Genomic DNA, 26,091 nt, shown 5'->3' on the forward strand with positions numbered 1-26,091 from the left:
CATCAAGACGGTTGTAGCGCCCCAATGTGCACAAGGTGACTCGGCAGAGTCCGGCTCGCCACTAACCCGTGGTCGAACCCGGCCAGCTCCTCCACCGCGCTGCCCTAATACATCGCCCACAGCGGCGCATGTCTGCGGATTCTACCCGGGCAAGCCCGCTCCCTTAGGGATCAATGGTGGCCACAAATGATGTATCCACCACAAGCCATTGTGGGAGCGGGGCCCGCGAAGAAGCCCCATAAACGCTAGAGAATCAAAACCCCTCCAGCTCCGCCATCAAATCATTCAAGCGATCCACCTTCTCCTCGGTGATCTCACTCGCCGCCAATCCATCGATATACCCGGCCAGTTCCTCCACCGTGCTGCACTCGAACATCGCCCGCAGCGGCACGTCCCGTTGCAGGGTTTTCTGCACCCGCGAAGCGATTTGCGTGGCCAGCAGCGAATGCCCGCCCAACTCGAAGAAGTTGTCGCGAACGCCCACCCGTTCGACCTTCAACATCTCGGCCCAAATGTCGGCCAGGGTCTGCTCCAGGTCATTGCGCGGTGCCAGGTAATCCTGACTGCCAATCTGGCCGATCTCTAGCGCCGGCAGTGCCTTGCGATCCAGTTTGCCGTTGGCATTGAGCGGCAGTTTGTCCAGCCACAACCAATGCAGCGGCACCATGTACTCCGGCAGTTCGGCACGCAGTCGCAGCTTGATTCGCTCCAGTCGCTCGCTTGAATCAAGCGAAGCATCGCCTGCGACCAGATAGCCAACCAGGTGCTTGCCGTTGACGCCCTCCTGCACGGCAATCGCCGCATCGCGGACGTCCGGTTGTTCATGCAGGCGAGCCTCGATTTCACCCAGTTCGATGCGGTAACCACGGATCTTCACCTGATGGTCGACACGACCGACGTATTCCAGCACACCATCGCTGCGACGGCGGGCCAGGTCACCGGTGCGATACAGCCGCTCGCCCGGCGCGCCGAACGGGTTCGGCACAAACACCGGTGCCGTGCGCAATGGATCGCTGACATAGCCGCGGCCGACTCCAGTGCCGGCGACGCATAACTCACCCACCGCCCCCAGTGGCACCAGCTCCAGCGCCCCGTCGAGCAGGTACAGACGGTTGTTGTCGGTCGGCGTACCGATCGGCAAAAAGCTGCCGCGGGTCGAGGCCAGGTCGACACGGAAGAACGCCACATCATCCGAGCACTCCGCCGGGCCGTAGGCGTTTACCAGGCCGATCTGCGGATAGTGCTGCAACCATTGATGCGCCAGCTCCGGGGGCATTGCCTCACCGGTCGGCAGCATCCAGCGCAGGCCGTCGAGGCTCATGCGCTCCTGGGCGAGCATGCCCTGGATCAGCGACGGCACGCTTTCCAGCACGGTGATGCCCTGGGTCGCGACATGCGCCAGCAAGCCCTGGGGATCATGGGCGATGGTGTTCGGCACGATGTCCACCCGTGCACCGAACAACGGCGCGGCGAGGAACTGCCACACGGAAATGTCGAAGCTTTGCGAGGCGGTTTGCGCGATCACATCGGCGTCGCTCAGGTTCAGGTACGGCACCTTGCTCAACTGGTTGTTGAGCATGCCGCGCTGTTCAACCATGACACCCTTCGGCAAACCGGTGGAGCCGGAGGTGTAGATCACGTAGGCCAGGTTATCCGGGCTACTGTAACGCCCAGGATTGTCCGCCGGCAGCGCAAGGGCCTGGACTTCCTCCCAGACCAGCAGCCGTGGCCGGCTGGAGCAGCCGAACTCGTCGAGCAGGGCCTGCGCCTGCTCACGGCACGCTTGCGTGCACACCAGCAATGGCGTGCGGCTCAGATCGATGATCCGATTCAGACGCTGGCTCGGCAAACCCGGGTCCAGCGGCAGGTAGCCCGCCCCGGCCTTGAAGCTGCCGATGATCATGCCCAGCAATTCGAGGCTGCGTTCGGCCAGCAAGGCTACCGGTTGATCCCGACCGACACCGGCGGCAATCAACGCATGACCGAGACGGTTGCTGCGCTGGTTCAGTTCAAGATAGCTGTACTGGCGGTCCAGACAACTGGCGGCAATCCGCTGCGGGTGCATCGCGACCTGGGCTTCGAACATCGCAACGTAGCTCTGTTCCAGCGGATAGTCGTGTTCGCTCTGGTTGCAGCCATGGAGGAGGAAGTCCTGCTCCTCGGTACCCAACAACGGCAGGTCGGCCATGTCGCCATGGAAGCCATCCACCAGCGCCAGCAGCAAACGCTTGAACTCGCCGAGCATGCGCTCGACCGTCGGCTCATCGAAGTAGCGCTGGTCGTAGGACAGGTGCAAGCCCAGGTCATCACCTGGATAGCACACCGCCGTCAACGGGAAGTTGGTGTGGGTGCGGCCAGAGTCCGAGGTCGCGTTGAGGCTCTGCGCACGGTCCAGCACCGAGGTTTCCACCGGGGCGTTTTCGAACACGAACAGGCTGTCGAACAGCGGCTGGCCTTTGGGCAGTTCGCTTTGCTCCTGGATGTTCACCAGCGGCAGGAATTCGTACTCGCGCAGTTGCATGTTGTTGTCGAGCAGACCGCTGAGCCACTGGCGCACGCTGCAGCGCTGGCCGTCCTCGGGCATTTTCACCCGCAGCGCGATGCTGTTGATGAACAGGCCGACGGTGCGCTGCATCTGCGGCATGTCCACCGGACGCCCGGCCACGGTGACGCCGAACAGCACGTCGCGATCGCCGCTCAAACGCCGCAGCACCAGCGCCCACGCCGCCTGGGCGAAGGTGTTGATGGTCAACTGATGGGCCTGGGCCAGTTCGCGCAATTGCGCACCGTCACGGGCATCGAGCCTTGTGTAGCAGTCGCCGACGATCATGCCGCCGCTGTCGTCAGCGTGTTCGCGCAGGATTGGCCGGTCGCTCGGGATCGGCGTGGTCCGTTCGAAGCCTTGCAGGTTGGTTTTCCACCATTGCCGCGCTTCGGCCAGGCTCTGGCGTTGCAGCCAGCCGATGTAGTCGCGATAACGCGGCGGCACGGCCAACTGAGTGTCGCGGCCTTCGCCGAGGGCGCTATAGATTTCGAAGAAATCGTTCATCAACAGCGAACGGCACCAGGCATCGATGAGGATGTGGTGGTTGCTCATCATGAACCAGTAGCGCGCCGCACCGACCCGGATCAGACGTAAGTGGAACGGTGCCTGGTTGAGCAGATCGAAACCCGCCTCGCGTTCGGTCTTGAGCAGGGTTTGCAGCTTCGGCTCTTGCCCGGCTTCGGCCATGTCGCCCCAGTCGAGGTACTCGATCGGCGTGCTGCCTGGTTTGTGGATCACTTGCAGCATCTCTTCGCCGACGTTCCAGCAGAACGACGCGCGCAACGCTTCGTGGCGGGCGATCACCGCTTGCCAGGCCTGGGCGAAACGCTGCGGATCGAGCTCGCTGTTGATGCGGTAGCGGTCCTGCATGTAGTACAGGCCGGTGCCAGGCTCCAGCAAGGTATGCAACAGCATGCCTTCCTGCATTGGCGTCAACGGGTAGACGTCTTCTATGACAGCGGCCGGAACCGGCAGCGCATCCAGTTGCGTCTGGTTGAGCTGCGCCAGCGGGAAGTCAGACGGCGTCAGGCCACCGGCATCGTCACGCAGGCAATGTTCGATCAGGCTTTGCAGCTCGCCCAAGTAAGCGTCGGCCAGATCGTTGATGGTTTGCGCATCGAAGCGTTCGGCGCTGAACGTCCAGCGCAGCACCAGTTCACCGCCATACACCTGACTGTCGACGCTCAGCTCGCTGGGCAACGGTGCATTGGCATCGTGGGCCGCGCCGATGGCTTCGTCCAACGGATGGAACAACGCATCGGCTCCAAAGCTCTGGTCGAACTGGCCCAAGTAGTTGAAGGTGATCGGCGCCACCGGCAACCCGGTCATGCTCTGGCGACTCAGGTCATCGGCGAGATACCGCAGCACGCCATAACCCAAACCTTTGTGCGGCACGGCGCGCAGTTGCTCCTTGATCGCCTTGATCGAAGCGCCCTGCCCGGCGGCTTCTTCAATGTTCGACGGGGTCAGGCGCAACGGGTAGGCGCTGGTGAACCAGCCCACGCTGCGGGTCAGGTCGATTTCCTCGAACAACGCTTCGCGGCCGTGACCTTCCAGTTGGATCAACGCCGATGCGTGACCGCTCCAGCGGCACAGCACCCGGGCCAATGCGGTCAGCAACAGGTCGTTGACCTGAGTGCGATAGGCACTCGGCGACTGTTGCAGCAATTGCCGAGTGCGCTCGCTGTCGAGGCGCACGCTGACGGTTTGCGCATGACGATTCTGTCGACCGCCGTCCGGGCGATCGCACGGCAGTTCGGCGCTCGGTCCGGCCAATTGCGTCTGCCACCAGCCCAGTTCCTCACGCAGGGACTCGCTGCCGGCATAAGCCTGCAAGCGTGCGGCCCAATCCTTGAAGGCGCTGGTTTTCGCCGGCAGTTTCACGGACTGCTGCGCGTCGAGTTGGCGGTACACAGTTTGCAGGTCGTCCAGCAGCACGCGCCATGAAACGCCATCGACCACCAAGTGGTGAATCGCGATGAACAGCCGTTGCTGGCCCTCGGGACCGTCGACCAGCAGCACACGCATCAGCGGTCCTTCTTCGAGGTCGAGGCTGCGTTGGGCATCGGCGAACAGGGCGGGGCATTTATCCATCGACGAAACACGCACCTGCCACAGCACCGCCGCGTCGGAAATCGCCTGATGCTGTGCTTGCCACTGACCGGCGACCTTACTGAAGCGCAGGCGCAAGGCATCGTGCTGCTCGATGACCGCCAGCAGCGCTTGCTCCAGGCGATGGGACTCCAGAGGTGCGGTCGGTTGCAGCAACACTGCCTGGTTCCAGTGTTGGCGTTGCGCAATATCGGTGTCGAAGAACCAGTGCTGGATCGGTGTCAGTCGCGACTCGCCCATGATCAGGCCTTGTTCGGCGCTGACCTGCTCGGTGCGCGTGGCCACGGCGGCGAGGGTCTGCACCGTCTGGTGCTGGAACAGGTCGCGCGGGCTGAAGTGAATACCCTGCTGCCGCGCCCGGCTGACCACCTGGATCGACAGGATCGAGTCGCCGCCCAGTTCGAAGAAGTTGTCGTTGAGGCCGACCTGTTCGACGTTCAGCACTTCGCACCAGATCTGCGCCAGCGTGAGTTCGAGCTCGTTGCTCGGCGCCACGTACTGCTGGCGGTTCAGCTCCGGGTCCGGTGCCGGCAGTGCACGACGGTCGAGTTTGCCGTTGGCGGTCAGCGGCATGCACTCCAGCAGGATCAAGTGCGTGGGCACCATGTAGTCCGGCAGCTGCGACTTCAAGTGTGCCTTGAGGGCTTCGCGCAATACGCTGTGTTGCGCTTCGCTCTGCCCGGCGATGTCACTGACCAGGTAACCGACCAGTTGCTTGCCACTCGGAGCATCGAGGGCCAGCACCACCGCTTCACGGACCGACTCGTGCTCCAGCAAACGGGTTTCGATCTCGCCCAATTCGATGCGGAAGCCGCGAATCTTCACCTGATGGTCGATCCGTCCCAGGTATTCCACCAGGCCATCGTCGCGCTGGCGTACCAGGTCGCCGGTGCGGTAGATACGCCCGCCATTGGCGGCAAACGGGTCGGCCACGAAGCGCTCCGCGGACATGCCCGGCCGCTGGTGATAACCCTGCGCCAGGCCAGCGCCACCCACGTACAACTCGCCAGTCGAACCCTGCGGCACCAACGCCAGATCGGCATCGAGGATGTAGGCCACGCGGTCGCCGATCACGCTGCCGATCGGCACACTGCCGGCGCCCTCTTCCAGCACTTCAGGCGCGAGGCTGGCCAGCGGCATGACCACGGTTTCGGTCGGGCCGTAGGCGTTGAAGAACAGGTTCGGCGTGAATGCTGCACGAATGCGCGCCAGGTGTTCACCGGTCAGCGCTTCGCCGCCGGTGATGATCATGCGCACCGGCAAGACTTCATTTTGCGTTGCCAGCCACTGCGCCAACTGGCTGCCGTAGCTCGGGGTGAAACCCAGGACGTTGATCTGATGACGACGGATCAGGCCGCAGATTTCTTGCGCGTCCCACTGCCCTTGCGCCCGCAACACCACCTGCGCGCCGCTGAGCAGCGGCACCAGCAAACGTTCGGTGGCGGCGTCGAAGTTGATCGAGTAGAAGTGCAGTTCACAGTCGTCCGGGCGCATGCCGAAGCGCTCGATCACCGCGCGGCAATGCATGGCGATTTCGCCGTGGGACACCACCACGCCTTTGGGTTTACCGGTCGAGCCCGAGGTGTAAATCAGGTAGGCGTGATGCTGTGCCAGGCTGATCAGCGGCAGCTCGGAGGCTGGGTAATTGGCAAGCGCGGCCGCGTCTTCTTCCACGCACCAGCGGCCAACCGATGACGGCAACTCACCGAGGGCCTTGAACATCGCGGCATCGCTGAGCAGCAGACCGATGCCGCTGTCTTCGATCATGTAATGCAAACGGTCCAGCGGATATTCCGGATCAAGCGGCACATAGGCGCCGCCGGCCTTGAGGATCGCCAGCAGGCCGACAACCATTTCCAGCGAACGCTCCAGTGCCAGCCCCACGCGAACCTGCGGCCCGACACCGCGCTCGCGCAACATCCATGCAAGGCGATTGGCACGGCTGTCGAGCTCGGCATAGCTCAGGGTCTGCCCGGCGAAGGTCAGGGCCGGAGCGTCCTTGCGCAGCAGGGCTTGCTCGGCGAACAGGTGATGGATGCACTGATCCAGTCGATGTTCGCCCGGTTCGACAGCGAGGCTGTCGAGCAGATGTTGCCGTTCGCCAGCGTCCAGTAGCGGCAATTCGCTCAAGCGTTGCTGCGGATCGGCAATCAGCGCCTCCAGCAGGTTGCGCCAATGCGTAGCCATGCGGGCGATGCGCGGCTCGTCGAACAGATCGGTGCTGTAGGTCAGGCAGCAACCGAGGCGATGGTCGAGGTCGGTGACTTCCAGGTTAAGGTCGAACTTGGTCGCCCGTGCATCGTTGACCAGGTACTCGACTGTCATGCCGGCCAGGGTGCGGCTTTGCTGGAACTCCCAGCGCTGTACGTTGCACATCACCTGGAACAGCGGGTTGTAGGCGGCGCTGCGCGGTGGCTGCAAGGCTTCCACCAGATGATCGAACGGCAGGTCCTGGTGGGACTGGCCTTCGATCACCGTGTGGCGAACCTGCTCGAACAGTTCACTCACGGACATTTGCCCGTCGAGCTGGCAACGCAGCACCTGGGTGTTGAGGAACGCCCCGATCAGCCCTTCGCTTTCCGGGCGAATGCGGTTGGCCACCGGCGCGCCGATGCGCAAATCGGTCTGGCCGCTATAGCGATACAGCACTGCAGCCAGGGCGGCGGTCATGGTCATGAACAATGTCAGGCCATGCTGCGCATTGAAGGCGCGGACTCGTGCGGCGAGGTCGTCGCTCAGGTCAAAACGGTACAACTCACCCTGGTGGCTTTGCACCGGCGGACGCGGACGGTCGGCCGGCAACTCCAGCAGCGGGTGTTCGCGACCCAGTTGCGTGGTCCAGTAATCGAGCTGGCGCTGACGCTCGCCGGACTCCAGCCACTGACGCTGCCACACACAGTAATCCAGGTACTGCACCGGCAAAGGCGCGAGCGGCGATTCACGGTCATCGACAAAGGCTTCGTACAGCGCGCTGAGTTCCCGGGCGAAAATATCCATCGCCCAGCCTTCGGTGACGATGTGGTGCAAGGTCAGCACCAGGTAGTGTTCTTGCTCGGCAGTCTTGACCAGGCATGCGCGCAGCAACGGCCCGGTTTCCAGGTCGAACGGCTGGTGCGCTTCGTCGTCGGCCAGTTGCTGGACCTGCCACTCGCGGCCTTCGGCATCCAGCGCGGTGAAATCCTTCCACGCCATGCGCACATCGGATTGCCCGTGCACATGTTGACGGGCGACGCCGTCAATGCTCAGGAAGGTGGTGCGCAGGGTTTCGTGGCGCATGATCAAGGCTTGCAGCGCAGCTTCAAAACGCGCGACATCCAGCACGCCGCGCAGGCGCGCCATGCCGCCGACGTTGTAGGCCGGGCTGTCCGGCTCCATCTGCCAGAGGAACCACATGCGCTGCTGGGAATAGGACAGCGGTATTACTTGGTTGCGGTCGACTTTTTCAATCGACGGCTGTTTATTGGTGCTGCCGCTGGCCTGGATCAAGCGAACCTGTTCGGCAAATGCACCGAGTTCGCTGTGCTCGAACAGCGCCCGCAGCGGCAATTCGACGTCGCAGGCCTGGCGGGTGCGGGAGATGATTTGCGTGGCGAGCAGCGAGTGGCCGCCCAAGGCAAAGAAATCATCGCGCAGGCCGACTTGTGCCAGGCCCAGCACTTCGCGCCAGATACCGGCGATGTGTCGTTCCAGCTCAGTCACTGGCTCGACATGTTCGCGCACCTGCCACTGCGGTTCCGGCAAGGCGCGGCGGTCGAGTTTGCCACTTGGGCTGAGGGGCATTGCATTCAGGCGCATCAGTTGCGCGGGGACCATGTATTCCGGCAGTTCGGCGGCCAGTGCGCTTTTCAGGCGGGCGGTCTGCCCGCCTTCATCCCCGGCATTGTCCGCCGCGGTGTAGTAACCAATCAGCTGCGCACCGGCCACGGTTTCGCGCACCAGCACCACGGCCTGCGCAACGCCGTCCTGGGCCAGCAGTCGCGCTTCGATTTCCTGCGGCTCAACGCGGAACCCGCGCAGCTTGACCTGCTGATCGAGACGGCCGAGGTATTCGATCACGCCGTCCGCCGTCCAGCGCGCCCGGTCGCCGGTGCGATACAGGCGCGTGCCCGGCTCACCCAATGGGTCGACCACGAATCGTTCAGCGGTCAACGCCGGGCGACCGAGGTAACCACGGGCCAGACCAACGCCGCTGATGCACAACTCACCCGGCACACCGGCCGGAACCGGATTGAGATCGCTGTCGAGCACGCGGCAGATCACGTTGCCCAGTGGTCGGCCAATCGGTGAGCGTTCGCCGTCGGCGCTGGAGCAATGCCAATGGGTGACGTTGATCGCGGTTTCGGTCGGTCCGTAGCGGTTGTGCAATTGCACCGCCGGCAGTTGCGCCAACACCCGGTTGCGCAGCTCCGCGGGCAAGGCTTCGCCACCGGAGAATACCCGGCGCAGGCTGGAGCATTGCGCGCTGAGGGGTTCGTCGATGAACAACGAAAGCAGTGGCGGCACGAAGTGCAACGTGGTCACGCCGTAGGCTTGCACAAGCTGCGCGATGCGATGCGGATCGCGGTGTTCACCGGGACCGGCAATCAACAAACGTGCACCGGTGATCAGCGGCCAGAAGCACTCCCACACCGACACGTCGAAACTGATCGGCGCCTTTTGCATCAGCACGTCGGTTTCGTTCAGGCGATAGCTGGCCTGCATCCATTGCAGGCGCTCGGCCAGCGCCGCGTGGGTGTTGCCGACGCCTTTTGGCTGGCCGGTGGAACCGGAGGTGTAAATCACATAGGCGAGGTTGTCGCCATGCAGATGCAACCCCGGCGCATGGCTTGGCCAGCTCTCCAGATGCAGGGCGTCCATGGCGATCACGCTGACGCCATCCGTCGCCGGCAAGCGCTCCAGCAATGGGGTTTGCGTCAGCAGCAATTCGACGCCGCTGTCGCTGAGCATGTAGGCCAGGCGCTCGGCCGGGTAGTCCGGATCGAGCGGCACATAGGCGCCACCGGCCTTGATGATCGCAAGGAGGCCGATCAGCAGTTGCGGCGAACGCTCGCAGGCGATCGCCACACAGACATCCGGGCCGACACCTTTGTCACGCAGGTAATGGGCCAGGCGATTGGCCCGGGTGTGCAGTTCGGCGAAGTCCAGGCTGCCGCCGTCCCACAGCAGCGCGGTGCGCTGTGGCGTCTGGCGTGCCTGCTCGTTGAGCCGTTCGGGCAGCCATTGATCGGCCGCTGCGCGCACCGCGCTCGCCCAGCCCGATTGCTGATGCTGCTCGGCGGCCGTCAACAATGGCAGGTCACCAATGGCGGTGGCCGGTTGCTCGCAGATGGCTTGCAGCAGGTTGCTGAAATGCTCGGCCAGACGCTCGATGGTCGCGGTATCGAACAGCTCGCTGGCGTAATCGAAGGACAAGGTCAGGCGACCGTTACGGTCTTCTTCGCTGTGCAATTGCAAATCGAACTTGGCTTCGCGGCTATGCCACGGCAGCTCTTCGGCCAACAAGCCCGGCAGGCGTTTGAAGGCACTGAGGTCGCGTTGCTGGTGGTTGAACATGACCTGGAACAGACCCTGCTCGCGGGCCTGCGGGAAGGCTTCGAGCAGTTGTTCGAACGGCAGGTCCTGATGGGCCTGGGCATCCAGCGCGGCGAGTCGGGTTTGTGCCAGCAGCTCAACGAATGGCAGGCGCGAATCCACCTGCGCGCGCAGCACCTGGGTATTGATGAAGAAGCCAATCAGCCCTTGGGTTTCCAGGCGCGGACGGTTGGCATTGGGCACGCCGATGCGAATATCACGCTGGCCGCTGTAGCGGTGCAACAGTCCCTGAAACGCCGCGAGCAACAGCATGAACGGCGTGGATTCATGGGCCTGGGCGGTCTGGCGAATGGCATCGCTGAAAGTCGCCCCCAGGCGCACCCTGTGGCGCGCTGCACTGCGCAGTTGTTGTGCCGAGCGCGGATGATCGGTGGCCAGGCTCAACACTGGATGCTCGTCGCCCAACCGGGCTTTCCAGTAAGCCAGTTGCCGTTCGCCTTCCCCTTGCGCCAGCCATTGGCGCTGCCAGCTGCCGTAATCGGCGTACTGCGTCGGCAATGGCGCCAGCAGCGCTTGCTGGCCCTGGGAAGCGGCCGCGTACAACCGCGAGAACTCGTCGATCAGCACATTCAACGACCAGCCATCGGCAATGATGTGGTGCAGGGTCACCAGCAACTGGTGATCCTCGTCGTCGAGGCGCACGAGCGTCACCCACAGCAGCGGGCCTTGCTCCAGATCGAACCGGGTACGCGCTTCATCCTCGCGGATTTGCAGCGCTCGGGCTTCTCGCTCGGCAACCGGCAGGTCGCTGATGTCGATCATTTGCAGGTTGAACCCGGCGGCCGGATCGACCTGCTGCAACGCCACGCCGTCACGCTCGAAAAAGCGTGTGCGCAGGGATTCATGACGCTCGATCAACTGCTGGAAACTCACGCGCAAGGCGTCTTCATCCAGCTCGCCACGCAGACGCAAGCCACCTGGAATGTTGTAGGCGCTGCTCTGCGGGTCGAGTTGCCAGGTGATCCACAGACGGTTTTGTGCCAGCGATTGCGGCATCGGTTGCTGGCGCGACAGCGCAGTGATCGCGCCCTGCGCCAGGCCACCGTCCTGTTGCTGGCGGGCCACTCCATCGGCGAAAGCCTCCAGGGTCGGGGCTTCGAAGAGCAGGCGCAGGTTCAACTCCAGCCCCAGTTCTTCACGCAGGCGCGCGACCACTTGCGTGGCTGCAATGGAGTTGCCGCCGAGCAGGAAGAAGTGATCGTCGGCGCCCACCTGCTTGACCTGCAACTGCTCGCACCAGATCCGGCCGATCAGGCTTTGCAGTTCCGAGCCCGACTCGATCTGACCTGCGCTTTCGGAGCTGGCCGGCGGGAACACCGCATAGCTGTCGAGGCTACCGTCCACCAGGCGATTGCGGCACGCCGAGCGTTGCAGTTTGCCGCTGGAGGTCTTCGGCAGAGCGCCCGGATTGAGCAGCACCACCACGCTCGGTGCTTCCTGATACGCCTCGGCAACGGCCTGGCGGATGGCTTTGATCAACGCTTCGGGCGGCAGGATTTTCTGTACGCTGCGGCTGATTTCCGCGGCGATGCCGATGCCTTCCTGACCGTCCACGTTGACGGCGAACGCGGCGACGCGCCCTTTGCGCACCACCTCCACTTCACGTTCGACGGTCTGCTCGATGTCTTGTGGGTACAGGTTGTGCCCGCGCACGATCAGCATGTCTTTCAAGCGACCGGTGATGAACAGCTCGCCGTTGCGCATGAAGCCCAGGTCACCGGTGCGCAGCCAGGTCTGGTCGGCATGCTGGACGAAGGTCTTGGCGGAGGCTTCAGGGTTGCGCCAGTAGCCGTGGGCGATGCTCGGCCCTGCGGCCCAGACTTCGCCGACTGCGTTGTCGCCCATCGCAGTGAGCGACGCCGGATCGACAATCAGCACGGCGTGTTCAGGCTGGCTGACGCCGCAACTCATGATCGGGCTGCCTTCGCCCGGTTCGGCGCGGTTTTGCGTAAGGGCCAGATCGTCCACCCGCAGATTGCCAATGCCTTGGCCACGGGCTGTACCGGCCACGAACAGCGTGGCTTCGGCCAGACCGTAGGAGGCCATGAAGTTGTCCGCGGTGAAGCCGCAGGTCGCGAACTTCTCGGCGAAGCGTTCCAGGGTGTCGAGGCGAATCGGTTCGGAACCGGAATACGCCACGCGCCAGCCACTCAGGTCAAGCCGTTCCAGGGCCGACTCGCTGACCCGCTCGCTGCACAGGCGATAGGCAAAATCCGGCCCGCCGCTGATGGTGCCGCCGTATTCACTGATCGCCTCCAGCCAGCGCAACGGCCGGCCAAGGAAGTACGCCGGCGACATCAATACGCAAGGCACGCCGCTGAAAATCGGCTGCAGCAGGCCACCAATCAGGCCCATGTCGTGGTACAGCGGCAGCCAGCTGACGATCACGTCGTCGGGGTTCAGATCGATGCCGAAACCGTGGCGAATCAACAGCTCGTTGGCCACCAGGTTGCCGTGGCTGACCTCCACGCCTTTGGGCAGCGCGGTGGAGCCGGAGGTGTATTGCAGGAAGGCGATGTGATCGTTCTGCAAATCCGCCGCGACCCAGCGCTCGGCCAGCGCAGCGTCAAGGGTATCGACACACAGCAACGGTGGCGCCCCTTCGATTTGCAGCAAGGCGTCGCGCAGGCCGGCACTGGTCAGCAGCAAGCGCGGCTGGGCATCGCTGATGATCGACAACAGCCGCTCCTGATGATGACGGCGCGTCGACTCCGGCGGATAGGCCGGCACCGCGATCACCCCGGCGTACAGGCAACCGAAAAATGCCGCGACGTAATCCGGGCCGCTGGGGAACAGCAATACGGCACGGTCGCCAATATCCGCTTGAGCCTGCAATGCGCCGGCAATCGTCCGCGCCCGCAGATCCAGCTCGCGATAGGTGAGCACCACAGCCTGATCCGGGGTCTCGGCGAGAAAGCGCAAGGCCACCCGATCCGGCGTCAGGGCCGCTCGGCGCTGAAGGGCTTGGACCATTGTGCTGGGGAGTTCGAACGCGTCGGTCATGAGGTTTCCTGCCTGATTTCGGCTTGGTAGGAGCGAGCCTGCTCGCGAAAATCCGGAGAACACCGCGGGGTGTCAGGCGCCCATCGTCATCGTTGACGACCATCGCGAGCGAGCTCGCTCCTACAGGGTGATGAAGGTTGCGCTGTGCAATTCACCAATGAGAACGGATGACGTCTGGAAATAATTAGTCGCCAGGCTGGAACACCAAGCGGGCTGTGGTGCGTCAGCGTGTCGCAGTTCTCACTCTGCACTTTTGTAGCGCATTAGTTCTTTTTCTCATTTGACAATCATTATCATTAAGCCTAATTTGTCGCTCGATTGTGCAGGACGGCCCCCCGGTTTATCCCCCGTCCCACTAACCTTTTGGCAGCAGGGTGATTTCCATGATGGAACCAGTGTCCACAAGCAGGTGCGATACACCGCTACTTCAGGCATTCGTCGACAATCGACTGATTCTGGTGAAGATCGCAGCCCGAATTACCGGTTGCCGTTCACGCGCCGAGGATGTTGTGCAGGACGCGTTCTTCCGGCTGCAATCGGCCCCGCCCATCACCAGCTCGATCAAGGCTCAGCTCAGCTACCTGTTCCAGATCGTGCGCAACCTGGCGATCGACCACTACCGCAAGCAGGCGCTGGAGCAGAAGTATTCCGGTCCTGAAGAAGAAGGGTTGAATGTGGTGATCCAGGGTGCGTCACCGGAAACGTCGCATATCAATTTCTCGACGCTGGAGCACATCGCCGACGCGTTGACCGAGTTACCGAGTCGCACCCGCTATGCCTTCGAGATGTATCGCCTGCACGGCGTACCGCAAAAAGACATCGCCAAGGAGCTCGGTGTATCGCCGACCCTGGTGAACTTCATGATCCGCGATGCGCTGGTGCACTGCCGCAAGGTGTCGGGCAATCGTGGAGATATGGCTGCCCGCCAGTAAGATCTGAAATCGGCGGAGCTCCCTTCGCGAGCAAGCCCGCTCCCACAAGGGAATGCATTTCAAATGTGGGAGCGGGCTTGCTCGCGAAGGCTGACTCAAGACCGCAACAAATCTTGAGCCTCAAACATCACGCCAACTCACAACGATCAAAAAACCGCTCCCGCCCCAACATCATCAAGGCCGCGCGCTTGTGCGGGAAGTCGAACTCTTTCTCGCAGTGAAAGCACTGGTTCTGCATGTACCCGATCATCTTCGCGTTATCGGCCCGAGGTTCGGCAACCACGCGCTGCGTACGCGGATCATCGAGAAACAGGTAGTGCACCAGCGCCGATAACCAGCTCGCCACCTTGTGCGGACCACGATGGTTTTCCTCGCCCACCAGCATGTGGATGCCACGGTCGTAATCGCCGGTCGCGTAGAACGGCGCGATGCGATCTTCCTTGGCCCAGTAGGCTTCGAAGTAAGCAAACGGTTGATCGTCGAAACAACCGATCAGCGTCAGGGTGTGCGGATCGGTCTCGAGTTTGCCCAGGTACTCGCGATGCTGTTCGAGGCTGCCCTCCTCCTGCCAGAAACTGGCGACACGCGGGCTGTTCTGCCAGCGATTGAAGCGCGCCAGGTCTTGCTCGATTTCCAGCGTACGCAAAGAAACCCAGGCCCCCAGCCGCGCATCGAAGCGTCGATACACTTCACCCCGGGGCTTGACCGGTCGCAACGGATGACGCTTGCCGCCGGTGATCACCATTTGCTGCGGATAACTGCCGGTCAGGGAGTGCCCCAGCCACGGCTGCGGCAACTGCCAGAACAAAGTGCGCTCGCAGTGATACTGGCCGCTGACGGAAGTCGAGACCAGCAAGCCGCTCAACACGACTTCGGTTGGCACGTCCTGCAGCTGCCAGACCAGGCGCTGACAGTCCGGGTCGCGGGAAAACAACCAGTAACAGGCCGCCCACAACGCCTGTCCTTCAGGGCGGTTGAATCGCTCTTGCAGGTGCACGTGCAACTCGGGGCCACGAACCAGCCGCAGGGTGAGCAACGGTTGCCCCTCCAGACTGAGGCTCAGGCGGCTTTCGCTTTCATCAGCAGCAAGACGACTGCCATTGGGCAGGCACAGGGCAGTCAGGTCATTCAGATTGGACATGGGGCGGGCTCACGATAATCGTCGACAGTTCAACGAGGTGACGTGAGCCACGATGGGAAATTTAGGCAAAGTCCGTCAATTGGCGACTTGTGGCGCCGATTCGCTGTGCGGGACAGGCACCACCGCAATCTTGTACGGATCGAAAATCCTCAGCATCTGGCCGTTGTCCCGCAAGCCTTGCAACAACTTGCCGAAGGCTTCACCACTGATGGGCGCGGCCGGACGCACAATGGCGTAGTGGTGATAGATCTGATCGATGCGATCGGACACCAGTAACTCGTTGGCGACTTTCAGATTGCGCAAAAAGTAGTCGTTCAGATAAGAGCGCGTAACCAGGGCGATGTCGGCCCGCCCGCGCAACACCATCAGCAGATTACTGTCATGGGAATAGGTCAGCGTGGCGTTGTAGTTTTTCGTCAGGTACTGCGGCTCGGCGTTGAAGTTGGCGAACTCGTAGTGATAGCCGCTGAACAGTGCCAGGCGCTTGCCGCTCAAGTCGGCAAAATAGCTTTGCTGCCGGTCGGGCAAGCGTTGCGCGACAAAAATCTCGGCGTCTTCCAGCCCCATGTCGACGGCTGTATGGGGAATGTCTTCCCAACCCCAGGCAGGATTTTCGAAGATGGCCATGTCGATCCGGCCCTGCTTGAAGTCACCGAAGCGCCGGGGTATGGACGTGGGCACCAGGACAAACCGGTAGTCACTTTGCGATGCGTTCAGGGCTTCGACCAGTTGCGGCAGCAACCCGGTGTCCGCCCCGGATTCCGGGCGCACGGTGTAGGGCGGAAAGTGCGCGGCACCAATGCGCACCTGTTGCGCAGCCTGGGACGGCACCATCGCTGACACCGCAAGCATCGCCAGCAAAAGCCGCGAGGCCATCCGAATTGGCGAACCCATCAAAACAACCCCACTCCCCAGTAAAACGGCATCAATGCCTTCAAGCTAGGCGCTTTTGTCCAGTTAGCCAGTTTAATGCTGGCCAATACAAGCTTATTGCCGGTCTTCCAGCACCAGAATCAACGCTTCATCGGCCAACTGATCAAGGCTCATGCTACCGCCGGCGCGAAACCAGGTGGTGGTCCAGGACAATGCACCGGTCAGGAAGCGTCGGGTAATGAACACATCACCGCGGATAAACCCGGCGGCCTTGGCTTCGCCCAGTACTTGCAGCCAGATGTCTTCGTAGACATCGCGCAGCGCCAGGACCTTGGCCTGGCCGTCTTCGGACAGCGAGCGCCATTCGTAGACCAGCACCGCCATGGCCTCGCCGCTGCCGCCCATGATCGACTGCAATTCACAGCGGATCAGCGCCAGCACCCGCTCGCGCACATTGCCGGCCTCGGCGATGGCCGCACGCATCAACGCGGTGTTGTAGCGGATGGTTTCTTCCATCACGGCGCGCAGGATTTCGTCCTTGCTTTTGAAGTGATGGAAAATACTCCCGGACTGAATGCCCACGGCCCCGGCCAGGTCGCGCACGGTCGTGCGCTCATAGCCTTTATTGCGGAACAGGTGGGCCGCCACTTGCAGCAGCTTGCCCCGGGCGCTGTCCGGATCGGTCAATTGGCCGTCGTCCACCAATTCGCGCATGACCCTCAGGGCTTTTTGCTCGTCCACCCGTTCTCTCCTACAGTCGATCAATCAATAACGCCGATCCCCCCGAAAACAGCGGGGTTGCGCGGGCAATTTAAGCTCATGGATGCAACCAAGCAAGCGCTTGGGCAGAAGATAATCAAGTCATTTACAAACCAAGCGCTTGCTTGGTAATGTCGATGCACTTCGGTTGGAGGTGGCTATGGAACGGACTGCGCCAAAAACAATTCGCATCGGTTGCGCCAGCGCCTTCTGGGGCGATACCTCGACCGCTGCCGCGCAACTGGTGGAACACGGGCATCTGGACTATCTGGTCTTCGATTACCTGGCCGAGATCACCCTGTCGATCATGGCCGGCGCGCGGATGAAAGATCCCCAGGCCGGCTACGCGGGCGATTTCATCGAAGTGCTCGCGCCCTTGCTGCCGCAACTCGCGCAGCACAACATCCGGGTTATCAGCAATGCTGGTGGGGTCAATCCCCAAGCGTGCGCCGCCGCCCTGCAAGCGGCCTGCGACAAAGCCGGGGTGGCGCTGAAGATCGCCGTGCTGCTGGGTGATGACCTGCAACCGCAATTCAAACAGCTGGGCAACCTGGGCATTCATGAAATGTTCAGCGGCGCGCCCCTGCCAGCGATGTGCGTCTCGACCAATGCCTACCTCGGCGCACCCGGCATCGTCGAAGCCTTGCGCCTGGGGGCAGACATCGTGATCACCGGGCGCGTGGTCGACAGTGCGGTGGTCAGCGCTGCATTGGTGCATGAGTTCGGCTGGTCGTGGCACGACTACGACAAGCTCGCCCAGGCCGCGTTGGCCGGGCACATCATCGAATGCGGCGCCCAGTGCACCGGCGGCAATTTCACTGACTGGCGCGACGTCCCCGACTACGAACACATCGGCTTTCCCATCGTCGAAGTCAGCGCCGACAGCCAGTTCATCGTCAGCAAACCCGAAGGGACCGGCGGGCTGGTCACGCCGCTGACGGTGGGCGAACAGATGTTGTATGAAATCGGTGACCCGCGGGCGTACCTGCTGCCCGACGTGGTATGCGATTTCACTCAGGTCAAACTGCTGCAGCAAGGCAAGAACGCGGTGCAGGTGCACGGCGCCAAAGGCCTGCCGCCGACCGCTCAGTACAAGGTCAGCGCCACGTACCCCGATGGTTTTCGCTGCACCGCCAGTTGCCTGATTGCCGGCATCGATGCCGTCGACAAGGCGCGGCGGGTCAGCGCTGCGATCATCAACAAGACCTCGGAAATGTTCCACCAGCGCGGCTGGGCACCCTATAGCGACGTGAATATCGAGTTACTGGGCAGCGAGGCCACCTACGGCCCCCACGGCCAGCGCCAGGACAGCCGCGAAGTGGTGATCAAACTCGCGGTGCGCCATCCGGACAAGCGCGCATTGATCGTGTTCTCCCGGGAAATTGCCCAGGCCGCCACCGGCATGGCACCGGGGCTGACCGGCATTGTCGGGGGCCGGCCGACGGTGTATCCGCTGATCCGGCTGTTCTCGTTCCTCATCGACAAAACCGCCTGCACGCTGGACATTGATTGCATGGGCCAGCGCCACCGGTGTGCCCTGCCCGCCCTCGATGTCCTCGACCCGCTGGACCTGCCAGCCCCGCTCACTCCACCAAAACCGGCTGGCCTGGCCGACGCCAGCGTGGCCCTGGTCAAACTGGCGGTCGCCCGTTCCGGTGACAAGGGCAACCACAGCAACATCGGCGTCATGGCCCGCGCGCCCGAATTCCTGCCCTGGATCGCTGAAGCCTTGACCCCGGAAGTGATCGTCGACTGGATGGGCCACGTCCTCGATCCCATCCACGGGCGAGTCGAGCGCTGGTACTTGCCCGCCAGCCACAGCCTGAATTTCCTGCTGGAAAACGCCCTCGGCGGCGGCGGTGTCGCCAGCCTGCGAATCGATCCGCAAGGCAAAGCCTTCGCCCAGCAACTGCTGGAAATCCAGATTCCGGTGCCGCAGCGCATCGCCGACCAGTTCAACTAGAGGATTGCCGCCATGGCCTACGACTCGATTTTCAAAGCCGATTTGTTTGCCGGCCAAAACATCATCGTCACCGGTGGCGGCAGTGGCATCGGCCGCTGCACCGCCCACGAACTGGCGACCCTCGGCGCCCATGTGCTGCTGGTCGGGCGCAAGGCCGACAAGCTCAAAACCGTTGCGGCAGAGATCACCGACGACGGCGGCAAGGCCGATTGGGCGGTGTGCGACATCCGCGAGGAAGAAGCCGTGACGCATCTGGTCAGTGAGCTGATCCGCAAGTTTGGCCCCATTCACGGCCTGGTCAACAATGCGGGCGGGCAATACCCCTCGCCCTTGGCCTCGATCAACCAGAAGGGTTTCGAAACCGTGATGCGCACCAATCTGGTGGGCGGTTTCCTGATGGCCCGGGAAGTCTTCAACCAGTCCATGAGCAAGCACGGCGGCGCCATCGTCAACATGCTCGCCGACATGTGGGGCGGCATGCCCGGCATGGGTCACTCCGGCGCGGCACGTTCGGGCATGGACAACCTGACCAAGACCGCCGCGTACGAATGGGGTCATGCCGGAGTGCGGGTCAACGCCGTGGCGCCGGGCTGGATTGCCTCCAGCGGCATGGACACCTACGAAGGCGCCTTCAAGGCCGTGATCCCGACCCTGCGTGAACACGTGCCGCTCAAGCGCATCGGCAGCGAATCGGAAGTCAGCGCGGCGATTGTTTTCCTGCTCAGCCCGGCAGCGGCGTTCGTCAGCGGCAGCACCCTGCGCATCGACGGCGCCGCCAGCCTCGGCGGGCGCGCCTGGCCGATCCACAAGGCGACCAACAGCGAGTCGTACAACGGGTTCCACCGCGCCTACATACCCGACGTACTGAAGGACAAGGAATAATCCATGCCAGTGATTCAGTCGCTACTCGATCCCCACAGCGAGCAGTTCGCCCAGAACCGTTCGGCGATGCTGAACGCCATCGAGCAAGTCCGCGCGCTCGAACTGAACTTGCTGAACAAGGCGGCCGAAGCCAAATCAAAATTCGAAAAGCGCGGTCAGTTACTGCCCCGCGAGCGTCTGAATCTACTGCTCGACCCCGGCGCGCCGTTTCTCGAGCTAGCCAGCCTGGCCGGCTACAAGCTGCACGACGACAAGGACGGCAGTTCCGCCGGTGGTGGCTTGATCGCCGGCATCGGCTACGTGTCCGGCGTGCGCGTGCTGGTGGTGGCGAACAACAGCGCCATCAAGGGCGGGACCATTTCCCCCAGCGGTTTGAAAAAATCCCTGCGCCTGCAACAGATCGCCATGGAAAACAAACTGCCGGTGATCACCCTTGCCGAAAGCGGTGGCGCCAACCTCAACTACGCGGCGGAGATTTTCGTCGAAGGCGCGCGCAGCTTTGCCAATCAGGCGCGGATGTCGGCCATGGGTTTGCCGCAAGTCACCGTGGTGCACGGCTCGGCCACGGCGGGCGGTGCCTATCAGCCGGGGCTGTCGGATTACGTGGTGGTAGTGCGTGGCAAGGCCAAACTGTTTCTCGCAGGCCCCCCACTGCTCAAGGCCGCCACCGGCGAAGTCGCCACCGATGAAGAACTGGGCGGCGCCGAGATGCACGCACAAACCGCCGGCACCGCCGAATACCTGGCTGAAAACGACGCCGACGGTGTGCGCCAGGTACGCGAGATCGTCGCTTTGCTGCCGTGGAGCGAACAGCTGCCGCAACGCCCCGAACGGCGTTGGGACGAACCGCTCTACCCCATCGACGAACTGCTCGGCCTGATCCCGGATGACCCGAAAAAACCCTACGACGTGCGCGAGATCATCGCGCGGATTGCCGACGCTTCGAACTTTCTTGAATTCAAGGGCGAGTTCGATCAGCAAACCGTCTGCGGTCACCTGAAAATTCAGGGCCGCGCCTGTGGCTTCATCGGCAACAACGGCCCGATCACGCCAAAAGGCGCGAGCAAGGCCGCGCAGTTCATCCAGCTGTGCGACCAGAGCCAGACGCCGCTGCTGTTTTTCCACAACACCACCGGGTTCATGGTCGGCACCGAATCGGAACAGCAAGGTGTGATCAAACACGGCGCGAAGATGATTCAAGCGGTGGCCAACGCCCGGGTACCGAAGCTGACCATCGTCGTCGGTGGCTCCTACGGTGCTGGCAACTATGCGATGTGCGGACGTGGCCTCGACCCGCGCTTCATCTTCGCCTGGCCCAACAGCCGCACCGCCGTGATGGGCGGCGCGCAAGCGGGCAAAGTGCTGCGTATCGTCACCGAAGCCAAACAGGCCAAGGACGGCCTGGTGCCCGATCCGAAAATGCTCGACATGCTCGAACAGGTCACCGCGCAGAAACTCGACAGCCAGTCCACGGCGCTCTACGGCAGCGCCAACCTGTGGGACGACGGCTTGATCGACCCGCGCGATACAAGGACCTTGCTGGGTTACTTGCTGGACGTCTGTCACGAGGCCGAGGTGCGGCCATTGCAAGCCAACAGTTTTGGCGTAGCCCGGTTCTAGGCCGGCTCAAGGAGAACAATAAAAATGATTTTCACCCAGGAACACGAAGCACTGCGCCGCACCGTGCGTCAATTCGTCGAGCACGACATCAACCCTTACGTCGAGGAGTGGGAAAAGGCCGGACGCTTCCCCATCCACGACATCTTCCGCAAGGCCGGCGACCTCGGCTTGCTGGGCATTTCCAAGCCGGAAAAATTCGGCGGCATGGGGCTCGACTACAGCTACTCGATCGTCGCCGCCGAAGAGTTCGGCACCATCCATTGCGGCGGCATCCCGATGTCCATCGGCGTGCAGACCGACATGTGCACCCCGGCACTGGCACGCTTCGGCTCCGATGAACTGCGCGACGAATTCCTGCGCCCGGCCATCAGTGGCGATCAGGTCGGCTGCATCGGCGTCTCCGAAGTCGGCGCCGGCTCCGACGTCGCCGGGCTGAAAACCACCGCACGCAAAGACGGCGACGACTACGTGATCAACGGCAGCAAGATGTGGATCACCAACTCGCCGAGCGCCGACTTCATCTGCCTGCTGGCCAACACCTCGGACGACAAACCGCACATCAACAAGTCGCTGATCATGGTGCCGATGAAGACTCCGGGCATTAGCCTGAGCTCGCACCTGGACAAGCTCGGCATGCGCAGTTCGGAAACCGCCCAGGTGTTTTTCGACAATGTGCGCGTGCCGCAGCGCAACCGCATCGGCCATGAAGGCGCGGGGTTCATGATGCAGATGTTGCAGTTCCAGGAGGAACGCCTGTTCGGCGCGGCCAACATGATCAAGGGCCTGGAGTATTGCGTCGACAGCACCATCGAATACTGCAAGGAGCGCAAGACCTTCGGTAACGCGCTGATCGACAATCAGGTGATCCACTTCCGCCTGGCTGAACTGCAGACCGAAATCGAATGCCTGCGGGCGCTGGTCTATCAGGCCACCGAGCAATACATCAAGGGCCAGGACGTCACGCGCCTGGCGTCGATGGCCAAGCTCAAGGCCGGGCGCCTGGGCCGCGAAGTCAGCGACAGTTGCCTGCAGTATTGGGGCGGCATGGGCTTCATGTGGGACAACCCGGTGGCCCGTGCCTACCGTGACGTACGGCTGGTGTCGATTGGCGGCGGCGCCGACGAAATCATGCTGGGAATCATCTGCAAACTGATGGGCATTTTGCCGGGGAAAAAGAAATGAGCAGCCTGCCGGTTTGCCAGACCTTGTTGCTGGAACTGCACAACGGCGTGTTGCACATCACCCTCAACCGTCCGGAATGCCGCAATGCGATGAGCTTGCAGATGGTCGCCGAACTGCGCTCGGTGCTGGCCGCGGTACGCGATAGACCAGGGGTTCGCGCCCTGGTGATCGGCGGCGTCGGTGGGCACTTCTGTGCCGGCGGTGACATCAAGGATATGGCCAGTGCCCGTGCTCAGGGCGCGAGCGCACACCGCGACACGAATCGAGTGTTCGGTGCGCTCCTGCAAGAGGTGCAACAGGCGCCACAAGTGGTAATTACCGTACTGCAAGGTGCGGTGCTCGGCGGCGGTTTCGGCCTGGCCTGTGTCAGCGATATCGCCCTGGCCGATCACCAGGCGCAATTCGGCCTGCCGGAAACCAGCCTCGGCCTGTTGCCGGCACAGATCGTACCGTTCGTGGTGCAACGCATCGGCCTGACCCAGACCCGGCGCCTGGCCCTGACGGCAGCGCGTTTTGATGGTACCCAGGCGCGCCGCATGGGGCTGGTGCATTTTGTCGAGCATGATCCACAGGCCTTGGCCGAGCGTCTCGATGAGGTCTTGGCCCATGTGTTGTGTTGTGCACCCGAGGCGAATGCGATGACCAAGAAACTCTTGCTGGCCAGTGCCGGACAACCGCCGGATGAGTTGCTTGATCAAGCGGCGCAATGGTTCAGCGAAGCGGTGACCGGAGCCGAAGGCATCGAGGGAACGATGGCCTTCGTGCAAAAACGCAAACCGGGGTGGGCCCCCTGAAAAGCTTCGCGAGCAAGCCCGCTCCCACATTTGAAATGCATTCCCCTGTGGGAGCGGGCTTGCTCGCGAAGAGGCCCGAACAGACATCGCAAAACCAAGGGAACAACCCATGCCCGGACTCAAAAAAATCCTCATCGCCAACCGCGGTGAAATCGCCTGCCGCATCCAGCGCACGGCCCAGGCACTGGGCTATCGCACCGTCGCCGTGTTCAGCGATGCCGACGCCGATGCCCTGCACGTGCGGATGGCCGACGAAGCCGTCAACATCGGCCCGGCCGCGGTGCAACAGTCTTATCTGAACATCCTGGCCATCCTCGACGCCGCCCGGCGCACCGGCGCGGATGCCATCCACCCGGGCTACGGCTTCCTCTCGGAAAACGCCGGGTTTGCCATCGCCTGCCGGGACGCCGGCATCACCTTCATCGGCCCCAGCCCCGAGGCCATCGAACTGATGGGCAGCAAGCGCCTGTCGAAGATCGCCATGCTCGAAGCCGGTGTGCCCTGCATCAACGGTTATCAAGGCGCCAAGCAGGACGACGCGACCCTGAGCCGCGAAGCCGAGCGCATCGGCTATCCGTTGATGATCAAGGCCAGCGCTGGCGGCGGTGGACGCGGCATGCGCCTGGTACACGACGCTGGCGACTTGCTGGAACAGATTCGCACCGCGCGCTCCGAAGCCTTGAACGGTTTTGGCAGCGGCGAACTGATTCTTGAACAGGCACTGATCGAACCCCGTCACGTCGAGATCCAACTGTTCGGTGACCGGCATGGCAACCTGATTTACCTCGGCGAGCGCGATTGCTCGGTGCAGCGCCGACATCAGAAAGTCATCGAAGAGGCCCCCTGCCCGGTGATGACGCCTGAACTGCGCCAAGCCATGGGCGAAGCGGCGCTCAAGGCCGGGCGGGCGGTGCAGTACATCGGCGCGGGCACCGTAGAGTTTTTGCTGGATGCCCGGGGCCAGTTTTACTTCCTGGAGATGAACACCCGTCTGCAAGTGGAACACCCGGTGACCGAATTGATCACCGGGCTGGACCTGGTGGCCTGGCAGTTGAACATCGCCGAAGGGCAGCCGCTGCCATTGCGCCAGGAACAGGTGCAACTGCACGGGCACGCCATGGAAGTGCGCCTGTATGCCGAAGATCCGGCTCAGGGTTTCCTGCCGCAAACCGGGCGCGTCATGGCCTGGGAACCGGCATTGCAGGACGGCATTCGAATCGACCATGGCTTGATCGAAGGCCAGGTCATCAGTCCCTTCTACGACCCGATGCTCGGCAAGCTCATCGCCCACGGCGCCACCCGCGAGGAAGCCCGACGCAAACTGCTGCGGGCGGTTCAAGACAGCGTGCTGTTGGGCGTGCAAAGCAATCAGCGCTTGCTCGCCAGCCTGCTGGAGCACCCGCAGTTCGCCTGCGGTGAATTCAGTACCGGGTTCATCGCACAGCATTTTTCCGGGCATGCCTGCCTGCACCCCCACGCCCCCGCTGCGCACCACCTGGCCATTGCCGCCGCCCTCTTCTATCAGGCTTCAGCGCAGGCCCATCCGGCCCCGCTTTGCGGTTGGCGCAACAACGCCAGCGTGCCGCTGCACTATCGCATCGGCCTTGAGGATCAGGACTGGATGGTGACGTTGCAGGCAATCCCGGGCGAGCCGTTGCGCATTCAGGTCGCCGGGCACAACCTCGAACTGAAGGGCCTTCACAGCGACGGGCGCAGGGTTTCCCTCGAAATCGATGGTATCCGCCAGCGCCACGCCTATCGCCTGGAGGCCGGGCAACTCTGGCTGTTTACCCGTCCGGGCAGCTTGCAGTTTGCGGATCGCACTCAGGCGCAGGTTTCCAGCCAGGCCAGTGTCAGCTCCGGCACCCTCAAGGCACCGATGGACGGGGCGATTGTCGACGTCCTGGTCAATGAAGGCAGCCCCGTGAGCAAGGGCCAATTGCTGGTAGTACTGGAGGCGATGAAAATGGAGCACCCGTTGAAATCGGGCATCGACGGTGTGCTCAAACGCCTGCAAGTCAAAGTCGGGGATCAGGTAAAAAACCGGCAGATTCTGTTGGAGGTCGAATAAGCCGCTAGGCGGAACCTCCGGGTTTGGCTACGCTCAAACCCTACAGGACGCGGATACCAGGAAACCTGCAATGCCTCATTGGCTGGTCATTGATCTGGAGGCCACCACCGATGAAGGGGGATGGCCCGTAACGGATATGGAAATCATTGAAATCGGCGCCACCCTGGTGGATCGCAAGGGACGCGAACTGGACCAGTTCCAGCGCTTCGTCCGCCCGTTGCGGCGGCCGTTGCTGACGCCGTTTTGCCGCGAGCTGACACACATCACCCAAGCCAACATCGATGCCGCGCAACCGCTGGGCGAAGTCTGGCCGGCGTTTGAACGCTGGCTCGGCCAACACCACACGCGACTTGAAGGCTGGGCCAGCTGGGGCGATTACGATCGTAAACAACTGCTTCAGGAATGGCAGCGCCTGGGACTCGCCAGCGTGCTGGCCACCGTGCCGCACATGAACCTCAAACAGCGCTTTGCCAAGGCCCGACGCCTGGAACGCCCGCTGGGGCTCAACGGCGCCCTGCAACTGGCCGGCCTGCAGTTCACCGGCCAGCAACACCGGGCACTGGAAGATGCGCGCAATACTGCACGCCTGCTGCCGCTGGTTCTTCCGCTTTAGACAGGTGAC

At 62.7% G+C, this 26,091-nt stretch carries 12 protein-coding genes; 8 read left to right on the top strand and 4 right to left on the bottom strand.

Going from position 1 to position 26,091, the window contains the following annotated elements:
• Positions 1-253: 253 nt before the first annotated feature.
• Entirely contained in the window at positions 254-13,252 is a 12,999-nt protein-coding gene (locus QMK54_RS22525) for a non-ribosomal peptide synthetase (RefSeq protein ID WP_320401377.1), read from the bottom strand.
• Positions 13,253-13,635: 383 nt separating this feature from the next.
• On the opposite strand from QMK54_RS22525, the gene QMK54_RS22535 reads away from it, so the two are divergent.
• Positions 13,636-14,184: an RNA polymerase factor sigma-70 gene (locus QMK54_RS22535; protein ID WP_095946262.1), complete on the top strand. Its 549-nt coding sequence runs from the start codon at positions 13,636-13,638 to the stop codon at positions 14,182-14,184.
• Between the two features lie 127 nt (positions 14,185-14,311).
• Here the strand turns inward: QMK54_RS22535 and QMK54_RS22540 are convergent, their stop codons facing one another.
• The 3 genes from QMK54_RS22540 to QMK54_RS22550 form a co-directional block, all read right to left on the bottom strand.
• Positions 14,312-15,325 (bottom strand): GNAT family N-acetyltransferase, encoded by a 1,014-nt coding sequence (locus tag QMK54_RS22540; protein ID WP_320401378.1) that lies wholly within the window; start codon positions 15,323-15,325, stop codon positions 14,312-14,314.
• A gap of 75 nt (positions 15,326-15,400) precedes the next feature.
• Positions 15,401-16,219: a transporter substrate-binding domain-containing protein gene (locus QMK54_RS22545; RefSeq protein ID WP_320401379.1), complete on the bottom strand. Its 819-nt coding sequence runs from the start codon at positions 16,217-16,219 to the stop codon at positions 15,401-15,403.
• 93 nt (positions 16,220-16,312) lie between these two features.
• Positions 16,313-16,939 carry a TetR/AcrR family transcriptional regulator gene (locus QMK54_RS22550; RefSeq protein ID WP_110657467.1) on the bottom strand — a complete coding sequence of 209 codons (627 nt, stop codon included), beginning with the start codon at positions 16,937-16,939 and terminating at the stop codon, positions 16,313-16,315.
• 178 nt (positions 16,940-17,117) lie between these two features.
• Between QMK54_RS22550 and QMK54_RS22555 the strand changes: the two genes are divergently transcribed.
• The 7 genes from QMK54_RS22555 to QMK54_RS22585 all read left to right on the top strand — a co-directional run bounded on the left by QMK54_RS22555 (position 17,118) and on the right by QMK54_RS22585 (position 26,082).
• Entirely contained in the window at positions 17,118-18,920 is a 1,803-nt protein-coding gene (locus QMK54_RS22555; RefSeq protein ID WP_320401380.1) for an acyclic terpene utilization AtuA family protein, read from the top strand.
• Between the two features lie 12 nt (positions 18,921-18,932).
• Entirely contained in the window at positions 18,933-19,802 is an 870-nt protein-coding gene (locus QMK54_RS22560; RefSeq protein ID WP_320401381.1) for an SDR family oxidoreductase, read from the top strand.
• 3 nt (positions 19,803-19,805) lie between these two features.
• Entirely contained in the window at positions 19,806-21,422 is a 1,617-nt protein-coding gene (gene atuC / locus QMK54_RS22565; RefSeq protein ID WP_320401382.1) for a geranyl-CoA carboxylase subunit beta, read from the top strand.
• A gap of 24 nt (positions 21,423-21,446) precedes the next feature.
• Entirely contained in the window at positions 21,447-22,604 is a 1,158-nt protein-coding gene (gene atuD, locus QMK54_RS22570) for a citronellyl-CoA dehydrogenase (RefSeq protein ID WP_110657459.1), read from the top strand.
• Positions 22,601-23,398, top strand: coding sequence for an enoyl-CoA hydratase/isomerase family protein (locus QMK54_RS22575; RefSeq protein WP_110657457.1), 798 nt, complete (start codon positions 22,601-22,603; stop codon positions 23,396-23,398). The genes atuD and QMK54_RS22575 overlap by 4 nt, the downstream gene beginning before the upstream one ends.
• A 109-nt stretch (positions 23,399-23,507) precedes the next feature.
• The gene (locus tag QMK54_RS22580) at positions 23,508-25,469 is read left to right on the top strand and encodes an acetyl/propionyl/methylcrotonyl-CoA carboxylase subunit alpha (protein ID WP_110657455.1); all 1,962 of its coding nucleotides are present in this window, start codon (positions 23,508-23,510) and stop codon (positions 25,467-25,469) included.
• Between the two features lie 70 nt (positions 25,470-25,539).
• Complete coding sequence (locus tag QMK54_RS22585) at positions 25,540-26,082, top strand: exonuclease domain-containing protein (protein WP_110657453.1); 543 nt, start codon at positions 25,540-25,542, stop codon at positions 26,080-26,082.
• Positions 26,083-26,091 lie beyond the last annotated feature (9 nt).

It is taken from the genome of Pseudomonas sp. P5_109 (assembly GCF_034009455.1).
Classification (GTDB): Bacteria; Pseudomonadota; Gammaproteobacteria; order Pseudomonadales; family Pseudomonadaceae; genus Aquipseudomonas.

What these genes read in the sequence shown, in the direction of transcription:
- QMK54_RS22540 (WP_320401378.1), bottom strand. Translation starts at nt 15,325, where the DNA reads ATGTCCAATCTGAATGACCTGACTGCCCTGTGCCTGCCCAATGGCAGT.
- QMK54_RS22545 (WP_320401379.1), bottom strand. Translation starts at nt 16,219, where the DNA reads ATGGGTTCGCCAATTCGGATGGCCTCGCGGCTTTTGCTGGCGATGCTT.
- QMK54_RS22580 (WP_110657455.1), top strand. Translation starts at nt 23,508, where the DNA reads ATGCCCGGACTCAAAAAAATCCTCATCGCCAACCGCGGTGAAATCGCC.
- QMK54_RS22575 (WP_110657457.1), top strand. Translation starts at nt 22,601, where the DNA reads ATGAGCAGCCTGCCGGTTTGCCAGACCTTGTTGCTGGAACTGCACAAC.
- atuC (WP_320401382.1), top strand. Translation starts at nt 19,806, where the DNA reads ATGCCAGTGATTCAGTCGCTACTCGATCCCCACAGCGAGCAGTTCGCC.
- QMK54_RS22560 (WP_320401381.1), top strand. Translation starts at nt 18,933, where the DNA reads ATGGCCTACGACTCGATTTTCAAAGCCGATTTGTTTGCCGGCCAAAAC.
- QMK54_RS22555 (WP_320401380.1), top strand. Translation starts at nt 17,118, where the DNA reads ATGGAACGGACTGCGCCAAAAACAATTCGCATCGGTTGCGCCAGCGCC.
- atuD (WP_110657459.1), top strand. Translation starts at nt 21,447, where the DNA reads ATGATTTTCACCCAGGAACACGAAGCACTGCGCCGCACCGTGCGTCAA.
- QMK54_RS22585 (WP_110657453.1), top strand. Translation starts at nt 25,540, where the DNA reads ATGCCTCATTGGCTGGTCATTGATCTGGAGGCCACCACCGATGAAGGG.
- QMK54_RS22525 (WP_320401377.1), bottom strand. Translation starts at nt 13,252, where the DNA reads ATGACCGACGCGTTCGAACTCCCCAGCACAATGGTCCAAGCCCTTCAG.
- QMK54_RS22535 (WP_095946262.1), top strand. Translation starts at nt 13,636, where the DNA reads ATGATGGAACCAGTGTCCACAAGCAGGTGCGATACACCGCTACTTCAG.